Annotated in this window: 12 protein-coding genes and 1 tRNA gene; 8 read left to right on the top strand and 5 right to left on the bottom strand. The window is 69.5% G+C overall.

All coding sequences use genetic code 11. The features are described from left to right. The first annotated feature begins 167 nt into the window (after positions 1 to 167). Both ACODSY_RS25425 and ACODSY_RS25420 read left to right on the top strand, forming a co-directional pair. Positions 168 to 383, top strand: a complete 216-nt coding sequence (locus ACODSY_RS25425; RefSeq protein ID WP_488954705.1) for a hypothetical protein — start codon at positions 168 to 170, stop codon at positions 381 to 383. Next, positions 383 to 922, top strand: coding sequence for a DUF1697 domain-containing protein (locus tag ACODSY_RS25420; RefSeq protein WP_488954704.1), 540 nt, complete (start codon positions 383 to 385; stop codon positions 920 to 922). The genes ACODSY_RS25425 and ACODSY_RS25420 overlap by 1 nt, the downstream gene beginning before the upstream one ends. A gap of 22 nt (positions 923 to 944) precedes the next feature. On the opposite strand, the gene ACODSY_RS25415 is transcribed toward ACODSY_RS25420, so the two are convergent. Then, positions 945 to 1021 (bottom strand) — tRNA-Met (locus tag ACODSY_RS25415). Positions 1022 to 1122: 101 nt separating this feature from the next. Between ACODSY_RS25415 and ACODSY_RS25410 the strand changes: the two genes are divergently transcribed. Genes ACODSY_RS25410 through ACODSY_RS25400 form a run of 3 tightly spaced genes read left to right on the top strand, consistent with a single transcriptional unit; the run spans position 1123 to position 4717 of the window. Further along, positions 1123 to 2151 (top strand): glycosyltransferase, encoded by a 1029-nt coding sequence (locus tag ACODSY_RS25410; RefSeq protein ID WP_488954703.1) that lies wholly within the window; start codon positions 1123 to 1125, stop codon positions 2149 to 2151. After that, positions 2151 to 3815, top strand: coding sequence for an asparagine synthase (glutamine-hydrolyzing) (gene asnB / locus ACODSY_RS25405; protein WP_488954702.1), 1665 nt, complete (start codon positions 2151 to 2153; stop codon positions 3813 to 3815). The genes ACODSY_RS25410 and asnB overlap by 1 nt, the downstream gene beginning before the upstream one ends. A 32-nt stretch (positions 3816 to 3847) precedes the next feature. Further along, entirely contained in the window at positions 3848 to 4717 is an 870-nt protein-coding gene (locus ACODSY_RS25400; protein ID WP_488954701.1) for an alpha/beta hydrolase family protein, read from the top strand. Here the strand turns inward: ACODSY_RS25400 and ACODSY_RS25395 are convergent, their stop codons facing one another. The 3 genes from ACODSY_RS25395 to ACODSY_RS25385 are packed head-to-tail and all read right to left on the bottom strand — an operon-like array spanning position 4718 to position 7524. Continuing rightward, entirely contained in the window at positions 4718 to 5668 is a 951-nt protein-coding gene (locus tag ACODSY_RS25395; protein ID WP_488954700.1) for an NAD(P)H-dependent flavin oxidoreductase, read from the bottom strand. A 44-nt stretch (positions 5669 to 5712) separates the two neighbouring features. Next, on the bottom strand, positions 5713 to 6825 hold the full coding sequence (locus ACODSY_RS25390; protein WP_488954699.1) for an NAD(P)/FAD-dependent oxidoreductase: 1113 nt from the start codon (positions 6823 to 6825) through the stop codon (positions 5713 to 5715). Between the two features lie 36 nt (positions 6826 to 6861). Next, complete coding sequence (locus tag ACODSY_RS25385) at positions 6862 to 7524, bottom strand: TetR/AcrR family transcriptional regulator (protein ID WP_488954698.1); 663 nt, start codon at positions 7522 to 7524, stop codon at positions 6862 to 6864. A 144-nt stretch (positions 7525 to 7668) separates the two neighbouring features. On the opposite strand from ACODSY_RS25385, the gene ACODSY_RS25380 reads away from it, so the two are divergent. Further along, positions 7669 to 8973: a tetratricopeptide repeat protein gene (locus ACODSY_RS25380; RefSeq protein WP_488954697.1), complete on the top strand. Its 1305-nt coding sequence runs from the start codon at positions 7669 to 7671 to the stop codon at positions 8971 to 8973. Positions 8974 to 9049: 76 nt separating this feature from the next. Then, positions 9050 to 10219: a serine hydrolase domain-containing protein gene (locus tag ACODSY_RS25375; RefSeq protein WP_488954696.1), complete on the top strand. Its 1170-nt coding sequence runs from the start codon at positions 9050 to 9052 to the stop codon at positions 10217 to 10219. A 3-nt stretch (positions 10220 to 10222) separates the two neighbouring features. On the opposite strand, the gene ACODSY_RS25370 is transcribed toward ACODSY_RS25375, so the two are convergent. Next, complete coding sequence (locus ACODSY_RS25370; RefSeq protein ID WP_488954695.1) at positions 10223 to 10438, bottom strand: hypothetical protein; 216 nt, start codon at positions 10436 to 10438, stop codon at positions 10223 to 10225. Positions 10439 to 10590: 152 nt separating this feature from the next. Between ACODSY_RS25370 and ACODSY_RS25365 the strand changes: the two genes are divergently transcribed. Further along, positions 10591 to 11007 carry a surface-adhesin E family protein gene (locus tag ACODSY_RS25365; RefSeq protein WP_488954694.1) on the top strand — a complete coding sequence of 139 codons (417 nt, stop codon included), beginning with the start codon at positions 10591 to 10593 and terminating at the stop codon, positions 11005 to 11007. The last annotated feature ends 1 nt before the right edge of the window (position 11008 follow it).

The following is an 11008-nucleotide window of genomic DNA, read 5'->3' as shown; positions in this document are numbered from 1 at the left end:
CTCAGATCAACCCAGGACTCTCGTTACGACTGGATGAGAAACGGGGGTCACGTCACGTTCGCCGCGCAGGCGAGCATTCCGCGGAGGGTGGCCCCGGGTCATTTGAGATACTCGCGTTCTGCGCGCGAATCTGGTTCGATTCCGCAATCGTTGGGCGAGGAATGGGCATGGCCCTGGTGAACTATACGGTCGACCTGATCGACGGCGTCTGGAAGGTCGGGCTCAATGGCAAGCACTTCGGCCCCTACTCGAGCCTCGACGCCGCTGTCACCGCCGCCAGCAATGCCGCCCACAAGGCCGAGGCCCAGGGCTACGACGCCATGCTGACCATCAACACCCCGCCCGAGCCGGACGCGCACGCCGAGGATCGGCACGCCGCCTAGTGGCGACCTATGTCGCCCTGCTCTACTCGATCCTGCTGCCCGAGGGGCGACGGCTTCGGAATGCGGACTGGATCCCGGTGCTGGAGGGCCTGGGCCTGGAGCGGCCGCGTCCGCTCCTGGCCACCGGCAACGTCGTCTTCGAGACCGGCCGAGCTTCCGTGGCCGAACTGGAGACGCGCCTGGAGCGCGCCTACGAGGCCGCGTTCGGCCGGCGGGTGGACCATATCGTACGCACGGCCGCCGCGTTCCGGACCGTCGTCTCGGCCAACCCATTCCCGCGTGAGACGCAGGCGGATCCGCGCCACGTGGCGGTTCGGATCATGCGCGCCCCGCTGACCGCAAATGCGCTGGCGACATTGCAGGAACGCGCCAGTCCCCGGGAGAAGGTGGCGATCGTCGGCGGCGACCTGTGGCTCTACACGCCCGAGCCGCCGGGCAAGTCGCGCGTGGTGGCCATGCTGTCGCGCGAGCGCTCGGGCGTCGGGACCATCCGGACGTGGAACACGATCCGTCGCCTAGGCCAGATGCTGCAGGGCTGAGGGATATTCGCGCGATGGCCGCTGGTGGCGGGGGGCGGGCTCGAACCGCCGACCTGTGGGTTATGAATCCACCGCTCTAACCAGCTGAGCTACCCAGCCAACCGAGCGGCGCATCGCGCGAGGCGCGGGTTATAGGGGCAGTGGCGCTCAGCTTCAAGCGCTTGGGCAAAGGGCGAACCGCCGCTAAGGTCGCACCCGCGATGAGCGTCCTCCACCTCCTCGGAACGGCCGGCGAAGGCGGCGCGGAGACGTACTTCGTCGATCTCCTGGAAGCCCTGCAGCGCGCCGGCGTGGCCGAGGCGGCGGCGATCCGCGGCAACGCGAACCGGGAGGCCCGCCTGCGAGCGGCGGGGATACCGGTGAAGGTGCTGCGCTTCGGCGGGCCGCTCGACATCCTGACCAAGCCGGCGGCGGCGGGCTTCGCCGCCCTGCAGCGGACGAAGGTGGCGCTGGCTTGGATGAACCGTGCCGCGCGTCACACGCCACGCGGGCCTTGGGCTCGGATCGGTCGGCTGGGCGGTTACTACAGCCTCAAGTATTACAAGGGCTTCGACCATCTGGTGGCGAACACCGAGGACATCGCCGAGTGGATCGTCGGCCAGGGCTGGCCCGCCGGCCGGGTCACCTGCATCCCCAACTTCGCGGCCGCACCAGCTGACGTCGCGCCGGCCGGGCGCGGCAGCCTGCACACCCCTGAGGACGCACCGCTGCTGCTGGCCATGGGCCGGCTGCACGAGAGCAAGGCGCATGACGTCGCCTTGCAGGCGCTGGTCCAGGTTCCCGACGCCTATCTCTGGATCGCCGGGGTCGGGCCGCTGGAGGCGAAGTTGAAGGGCATGGCCGAGGCGCTGGGCGTGGCGGACCGCGTCCGTTTCCTCGGCTGGCGCACCGACGCTTCGGCCCTCTACCGGACGGCCGACGTCTGCGTCTTCCCCTCGCGCTACGAGCCGCTCGGCAATGTGGTGATCCAGAGCTGGGCCCACGGCCTGCCGGTGGTGGCCGCCGAGAGCCAGGGCCCGAAGGCGCTGATCCAGCACGAGGGCGACGGGCTGCTGGTGGCGGTCGACGACGCCGACGCCCTGGCAGCCGCCGTGCGCCGCCTGTTGGCGGAGCCCATGCTGCGCACCCGGCTGGCGGCCGCGGGCGGCGCCCGGGTCGACGCCGAATTCTCCGAAGCCGCGGTCGTGGCGCAATGGAAGGCGCTGTTCGCCGACTACGGAGCCGCCTGATGTGCGGCATCGCGGGGCAGTTGGGCGGCGCGGGCGACGCCGCGGTCGAGCCCATGATCCAGGCCTTGCAGCACCGCGGGCCGGACGGGATCCGGCTAGAAGCGGCGGCGGGCGCGAAGCTGGCTCACGCGCGGCTTTCGATCATCGACCTCGAGGGCGGCTGGCAGCCTCTTCACGCCGCGGGCGGGACGGTCATCGGCAACGGCGAGATCTACAACTACGTCGAGCTGGCCAGCGACTTCGGGCTCTCGACGGCCACCGGTTCCGACTTCGAGCCCCTGCTGCATCTCTACGCGCGCGAGGGCGAGGCCGCGTTTGCCCGGCTTCGCGGGATGTACGCCCTCTGCCTGATCGGGCCGGATGGCCGCGCCTGGCTGGCGCGCGACCCGTTCGGCATCAAGCCGCTCTACATCATGGAGCACGCCGGCGGCCTGGCCTTCGCGTCCGAGCCACGGGCCTTCTTCGCCGCTGGCCTGATGCGCAAGGTGCTCGACGAGGGCGCCGCGCGCGAGTTGGTCGACCTGAACTACGTCCTCGGGGAACGGACGCCGTTCCAGGGTCTGCGTCGCCTCGCGCCGGGCGAAGTGGTCGAGGTGCGCGACGGCCGGATCGTTTCGGGAAAGCGCAAGGCCGCGCTGTCGCGCGCGCCCGCAGCCTCGAACAGCGACGAAGCCGCGCTGCTCAAACAGCTCGACGCCGTTCTCGAGAACAGCGTGCAGGTTCACCAGCGCTCGGATGTGCCCTACGGCCTGTTCCTCTCCGGCGGGATCGACTCCGCCGCAATCGCGACCCAGATGGCCCGCCTGAACACGCGGCCCGTCACCGCCTTCACCTGCGGCTTCGACGCGCCGGGCGCCAAGGATGAGCGGGCCCAGGCCGAGAAGGTGGCCCGGGCGCTGAACCTGGACTGGCGCGAGACGAGCTTCGGCGAGGAAGACTTCTGGCGGATCCTGCCGAAGGTCGCCTGGGCGCTCGACGATCCCACCGCCGACTACGCCACGCTGCCAACCTACAAGCTGGCCGAGGCCGCCAAGGGGACCCTGACCGTCGTGCTTACGGGCGAGGGGGGCGACGAGCTGTTCGGCGGCTACGGCCGCTATCGCCGGGCGCTCAGGCCCAAGCTGCTGGGCGGCCGACCAGCCGAGCCGCGCGGCGCCCGGCCGGAGGTGCTGGCCGCCTGGCGCGAACAGGCGCGGGCGCCGCAGGGCCTCTCGGCCCTGCAGGCTGCACAGTGGGCCGACGTGGTCACCTGGCTGCCGAACGACCTGCTGCTGAAGCTGGACCGCTGCCTGATGGCGCACGGGCTCGAGGGCCGCACGCCCTTCCTCGACGCAGAGGTTGCGGCGTTCGCCTGGCCCTTGGCCGACCGCTTCAAGGTGCGAGGCGGCTACGGCAAGTGGCTGCTGCGCAAGTGGCTGGAACGCGCCTGCCCCGCCGCCGAACCGTGGGCGAAGAAGCAAGGCTTCACCGTCCCCGTCGAAGCCTGGATCGCACCTCGCGCCGCCGACGTCCGCGCGGGCCTGGGCAAGGTCGAGGCCGTGCGCCGTCTGGGGGGACCGCCGGCGGACGGGCCGCTATGGCCCTGGCTGTTCTATGGGGTCTGGGCCCTGATCCATCTGGAAGACGCCTCGCCGCAGGATGCGCTGGCGGCCGTCACGAGCTAGGCTCGTCGCCGGTTCGGATCCTGGGGTCGGCGATGAAGTCTCTGCTGCTGGCGGCGTGCGCCGCGCTCGCGTTCGCTTCGGCGGCGGCGGCCCAGCCGGCGCGCCCACCGGCCGCCCTGTTCTCCGATCCGCCGGCCGACGCCGCCAACCCCGCCTCGTCGCAGGTGCTGCACATCCCGTCCGGCGGCGTGCAGATCAACGGCCTGGCCTATCTGGCCGCGGGCGCCGGGCCGCACCCGACCGCGATCATCCTGCACGGTCTGCCAGGCAACGAGAAGAACCTCGACCTCGCCCAGGCCGTCCGACGGGCCGGCTGGAACGCCGTCACCTTCAACTATCGGGGCTCCTGGGGCAGCCCCGGGACCTTCAGCTTCGCGGGCAACCTCGACGACGCCAAAGCGGTTCTGGCCTACGTCCGCGATCCCGGCAACGCCAAGCGCCTGCGGATCGACCCCAGGCGGCTAGTGATCATGGGCCACAGCATGGGCGGCTGGGTCACGTCGCAGGTCGCAGCCTCGGACGGCGATCTGCTGGGCGCGGCGCTGATCTCGGCGGCCGACATGGGCGCCACGGCGGGCGCGCCGAAGGCCCAGCGCCTCGCGATCGCCGCCGACAACATGGAGTCCCTGGCCGGCGTCACCGCCGAGGCCATGGCCGACCAGATGGCGACTTTCGGCCCCTACAGCTTCGCGGCCGCCGCGCCCGGCTTGGCCAAGACCCGCCTCCTGGTGCTGACCTCCGACGATGGCCTGGCGCCCGTGGCCGAGAAACTGTTCATGGACGTGAAGCAGCGCGGCGGCCGCGTCGCCATCGTGCACGCCAACACCGACCACGGGTGGAACAGCGCTAGGATCCGGCTGGCCACCACGATCCTGAATTGGCTGGGGAGCCTGCCCAAGTAATCACACGGGCTCGGCGACCTTCCCGTACCGCCGGCCCAGGTCGCTGGTCACGGCCTGGAATTCCTCGACGGTCTCGCGAATGATCTGGGCCACCGGCTTCACGCTGTCGATGCGGCCGGCCACCTGTCCCGACAGTGCGATGGCCGCCTCCATGTCGCCGCCGAAGTAGAGCGCAAGGGCGTTGGCCATCTCGGCCATGATGTTCGATGGCGGCTCGAGCTCGAACCGCGTTGTCTTCTCCGTGCGCAGCGCCCGTAGCGCTGGGCCGGGGCCGTGACGGTTCAGGAAGACGGTGTCGGTCTCCTTCGCGCCCACGATCATGTCCTTCCAGTTCTGGTGCACCGGACTTTCGGCGGCCGAAACCATGCGCGTGCCCATCTGCACCGCCTCGGCGCCCAGGGCGAAGGCCGCGGCCATCGACCGGCCGTCGGTGATGCCGCCGGCCGCGATCACCGGCAGGTCCGTCTTCGAGCAGACCAGCGGCAGCAGCACCATGGTCGCCACCTCGCGGCTGTTCTTGAACCCGCCGCCCTCGCCGCCCTCGACCACCAGGCCGTCCACCCCCGCCGCGATCGCCTTCTCCGCCGCCGCCAGCGACGGCACCACGTGGAACACGGTCAGGCCCTTGCCCTTCAGTGCGTCGCAGTAGCGGTTCGGGTCCCCGGCCGAGGTGGTGACGAACTTGACGCCCTGATCCGCGACGAAGCTGACGATGTCGGGGTCGCGGACGAACGCCTGGGCCACGTTGATTCCCCACGGCCGGTCCGTGAGGGTCTTCATCTTCGCGACCTCTTCGCGCACCTCGTCCAGTCGGCCGGACGAGGTTTCGATGATCCCGAGGCCGCCTGCATTGGACACCGCCGACGCCAGTTGCGAACGCGCGATCCAGCCCATCGGCGCCTGGACGATAGGGTACTTCACCCCCAGCAGGTCGGTGATGCGGTTCTTCATGGCGGTCTCCCTTCGCGGAAGTATCAGCCGATGACGCGGCGGAACTAAAGCCCCAGCCGGCTCGCCACCTCTTCGCCGATCGCCAGCGACGAGGTCAGGCCGGGGCTTTCGATCCCGAACAGGGCGACCAGGCCGGGCAGACCGTGGACGTCGGCGGCGTCGAGGCGGAAATCGGGCTGGGTCTCGCCGGGGCCGTGGATCTTGGGGCGCACGCCGGCATAGTCGGGGCTGAGCGCGCCGTCCGGCAGGCCCGGCCAGAACTTGCGGATGTAGGCATAGAAGCCCGCCGCCGCCGCCGGATCGACCGTGTAGTCGGGCGCGTCGACATAGGTCAGGTCCGGCCCGAACACGCCCTGCCCGCCCAGGTCGCGGCGATAGTGGGTGCCCAGCGCGCCGGGGATCGGCGGCGGATAGATCAGCCGCGCGAACGGGGCCTTGCCCGTCAGGCGGAAGTACATGCCCTTGCCGTAGAACGCCTCTGGGATGACCGACTTCGGGAATCCTTCGATCTCACCGGCGACGTGCTGGGCGGACAGGCCAGGAGCCGTGACCAGGTAACGGCAGGTCAGCACCGTGGGCTCAGCGCCGCCGGCCCGTACCGAGAAGCCGCCGCCGTCGAGCGGTGTCGCCCCTTCGAAGGGCGTGGCCAGCACGACCGCGCCGCCCGCCGCTTCGATCTCGCCTTGCAGGGCCAGCATATAGGCGTGGCTTTCGAACACGCCGCTCTGGGGCGACAGCAGCGCGCCCGCGCAAGCCAACTCGGGCTCCAGCGCCAGGGCTTGGTCGCGGGTCAGGCGCTCCATGCCCTCGACGTCGTTCAGGCGGGCCTGCTCGAGGATGGCGTCCAGCCGCGGCAGGTCGTCCGGCGTCTCGGCCACCACCAGCTTGCCGCACCGGTCGTACTCGACATGGTGGGCGTCGCAGAAGGCGTAGAGCATCCGCCGACCCTGCACGCACAACCGCGCCTTCAGCGAACCCGTGGGGTAGTAGAGCCCGCCGTGAATCACCTCTGAATTGCGGGACGAGACGCCCTGGCCGATCGCGGCGTCTTGCTCGAGCACCGCCACCACCAGCCCCCGCCGGCTGAGCGCATAGCCGCAGGCCAGCCCCACGGCGCCCGCGCCCACAACCACCGCGTCGAAATCAAATTCGGCCATGCCCTGGCCTAGCCTCCGGCCCTCAACGCCGCAAGGTCAGGCGCCGAGGAAGTGCAGCCGCACGGTTTCGCGGAACATCATTGCCTGACGGGCGATGGCGGTGGCGTCGTTCAGCGCCCGCGCGAGGGTCATGCCACCGTAGGTGAAGGCCAGTATGGCGTCCGCCAGGTCTTCGGTCCGCGCGCTGCCCTTGGGCGGATAGGTCTCCGCGATATCCTCCAGCCAGCCGACGAAGCGCTGACGCCATTCAACCACCTGGTCGATCACGAGCTGGCGCACTTTGCGGTCCCAGGCATGGTCCTGAAACGTGACGGTGGCGACCATGCAGCCGGGATGTCCGAGGGTCATCTCCTCCATCTGCTCGGCGTAAAGCTTCAGGAAGATGAGGAAACTGTGCAACGGGTCGTCCGACAGTTCACGGGCCCGCAAGGCCAGCCCATCCAGGAACTGCATGCTGCGCCCCGTGTAGGTCTCTATCAGCTGGCGCGCGAGATCGCTCTTGTCCTTGAAATGGTAGAAGAACCCGCTCTTGGTGATGCCTGCGGCTTCCACCAGTTCCTCGATCGAGGTCGAGGCGAAGCCCTTCCGGATGACCGCGTCGTAGGCGAGGTCGAGGAGCCGTTCGCGCGTGCGCTCGCCCTTGGTGCGCGCCTCGGACTGCACCTCGGGTACAGTTTTGTCCGGAGGCTGCGCCGCCATCTTCGTCGGACCTTCCCTCGAAATCACCGCAACGCTTTAAAATTGCACCGGAAACCGGCACGCTCGCCGAACCGACCGTCCGACCGCTAGAGCCGCAGCGCCCGAACCCGTACCCCTCACCGCCCCGAGAAAAGGAAAGACCCGATGACGGTGAAGGACCACCACGGCCTGGAGATGACCGGCGCGAGCCCGGCAGCGGCCGAACTATATCAGAAGGCGCTAGACGCCTACCATTGCTATGCCGGCGACGCGATGACGCCGCTGGAGGCGGCCCTCGCCGACAGCCCTCGCTTCGTGATGGCCTACGCCCTCAAGGCCTGGATGACCCTGGTCGGATCGAACGCCGAGGTCATGGCCATGGGCGCCGCGGCGTTCGAGGTCGCCAAGGATCTCGACAACGCCAACACGCGTGAACTGGGCCACCTGGCGGCGATCGGCAGCCTGCTGGCCGGCGAGGTCCGCGCCGCGGCCCGCATCCTCGAGGACGTGGCGATCGCCCGCCCGCGGGATACCCTCGCCCTGCAGGTGGGCCAGACCATGGACTTCCTGCTGGGCGACGCGCGCATGCTGCGCGACCGGATCACCCGCGCCCTGCCGACCTGGTCGAGCGACATGCCGGATTGGCAGGTGATCCAGGGCTTGCTGTCGTTCGGCTACGAGGAAACCGGCGACTATGCGCGCGCCGAGGCCAGCGGCCGGGAGGCGATCTCGCTCCAGCCGCGCAACAACTGGGCCCAGCACGGCGTCGCCCACGTGCTGCTGATGCAAGGCCGCCACGCCGAAGGCGTCCGCTGGATGCGCCACGAGAACGAGGCCTGGCAGCCCGAGGCCATGCTGGGCGTCCACAACTGGTGGCACACCGCCCTCTTCCACCTGGGGCTGGGCGAGACCGACGATGTGCTGACGCTGTTCGACGGCCCGATCTATGGCGGGGCGACGACTTTCAGCTTCGACATGGTCGACGCCGCCGCCATGCTCTGGCGCCTCAACCTGATGGGCGTGCATGTCGGCGACCGCTGGCGCGTCCTGGCCGACAACTTCGCCCGCGAACCCCGTGGCATGAGCGCCTTCGTCGACACCCATGCGATGATGGCCTACGTCGGCGCGGGCCGCGAAGCCGACGCCGCGGCTTTGCTGGACGCTCAAGCGGCGGCCCTGGAAGGTCCGGGCGACAACGCCTACTTCGTCCGCGAGGTGGGCCTGCCGGCGACCCAGGGGCTGCACGCGTTCGGTCAGGGCCAATACGCCAAGGCGACCGAACTGCTGCGCGGCGTGCGCAGCAAGCACCACCGGTTCGGCGGCAGCCACGCCCAGCGCGACGTGCTGGACCTGACGCTTATCTCCGCGGCTCGCCTGGCCGGCGAGGACAGCCTGCACCGCGCCCTGCTGGCCGAGCGCGACGCGGCCCAGCCGTTCGCGACGCCCAAGGCGCCCGCGCTGGCGGCGTAGCGCCGGTCCAACCTTAGCGTTGTTCAGTTGAACCGACGCCGTTAGCCTCCCCGCCAAAATCGGGGAGGCGTTCGGCATGCGTAAGGTTCTGGGACTCGCTCTGGCGGCGGCGCTGGTGGGGGGCGGGTCGCACGCCCAGGTGGCGATCAGGCCCGACACGCCCTCGATCCTGGTCTGGACCCCGCAGCAGCAGTCCGACTGGTACCGCGACATCGAGAGCGTCTACAAAGTCGAGACGGTGAAGCGGGGCGACAGGGTCCATCCGCTGCCCAAGGCCGAGAAGCAGATCGACTTCAGCTTCGAGCACGGCGGCAAGACCTGGTCGGTCGACGACTACATGAAGGCCTACAACACCTCGGGCGTGCTGATCCTGAAGGACGGCAAGATCGTGCTCGAGCGCTACGGCCTTGGCCGCAAGCCGGAGGACCGCTGGACCTCGTTCTCGGTGGCTAAGTCTGTGACCTCGACCCTGGTCGGCGCCGCGATCCAGGACGGCAAGATCAAGAGCCTCGGCGCGCCGGTCACGGACTACATTCCCGAACTCAAGGGCTCAGGCTACGACGGCGTCACAGTGCGCCAGCTCCTGATGATGAGCTCGGGCGTGAAGTGGAACGAGGACTACACCGACCCGAAGTCGGATGTGGCCCAGTCGACCATGCTGCCACTGGAGCCGGGCAAGAACCCGCTGGTGACCTACATGAGCCGCCTGCCGCGGGCCCATGAGCCAGGGACCTTCTTCAACTACAATACTGGAGAGACCGACCTCGTCGGGATCCTGGTGTCGAACGCCGTGGGCAAGAGCCTTTCGGCCTACGCCTCGGAGAAGCTCTGGAAGCCGTATGGCATGGAGCGCGACGCCATCTGGATGGTGGACCCGGCCGGGCACGAGCGCGGCGGCTGCTGCCTGTCGGTCACCCTGAAGGACTATGGCCGCATCGGCCAGTTCATCCTCGACGGCGGCAAGGGGGGCGGGAAACAGATCCTGCCCGCGGGCTGGGTGGACGAGGCGACTTCGCCGCAGATCAAGAACGGCGCGCGCGAGCGCGGCTACGGCTACTTCTGGTGGATGCCGGACAACGGCGCGTTCGAAGCGCGCGGCATCTTCGGCCAGTCGATCACCGTCTTCCGCGACGAGCGCATCGTGATCGTCACCAACGCCGCCTGGCCCAACGCGACCGGACGCGAACTGTCCATGGCGCGGGCGGCCTTCCTCAACGCGGCGCGGGCGGCGGCCAACGCGATGTGAGCGTCAGACCTCGGCGCCGCGCCAGCGGAACCGCTCCAGCGGCAGGGCGCCGATGATGGCGTTGTGCTCGTTGGCCAGTTCCACCTGCCGGCCTCGCAGGCCCACGACTCGATAGATCGGCATTCCGCCTGCGTCCGCCGAGACCACGTCGCCTACCGCGACCGGATGGTCGGACGTCTGATCGATCAGAGCCCAGTCGATGGCGTGAGAGACCGCCATGTCGTCACCTTGTCTTGCGCCCGCGTTCTTGCGGCTCGTGACAAGCATGCGACAGCAGCGTTGAGAAATTCCTGAGAGACCCGTTTAGGTTCGGTTCAGGTTGACGTCGCGTGCGGCTGGACAGACGGCGCCGTTCGCGGCGTTGTGCAGGGATGCGCGCCGTTGCCCTCGCCCTTTCCCTTCTCGCCGCCGGCCCGGCGTTCGCCGCGCCGTTCGGACTCGAGCGCGACGGCTGGACCTTGATCACCGCCAGCGACGACACCTGGGTGTTCATGCGTCACCACGCCAATGGGGCGGACGGCGTCCGCAAGGCCTGGACCGCCTATGACTCGGAAAAGCCGCTCCAGCGCGACGGCTTCGCCTTCCGCTCGGTCGAGAGCCTGGGCGAATTCGACTGCCGCCGCGGCGTCTCCCGCGTGATCGAGGAGATCTACCACGACCAGCCCGGCCTGAAGGGCCGCGCCTGGCGCTCCCCGAAGTTCCAGCCCACGCCGTGGGCGCAGCCGCAACCTCAATCGGTCGGCGCCGTGCGCATGACCTTCGCCTGCAAGGCCCTCAGCGAGACCTGAC

The sequence above is a fragment of the Phenylobacterium sp. FG114 genome (genome assembly GCF_057809855.1).
This window is presented reverse-complemented; position numbering and strand designations above follow the sequence as displayed.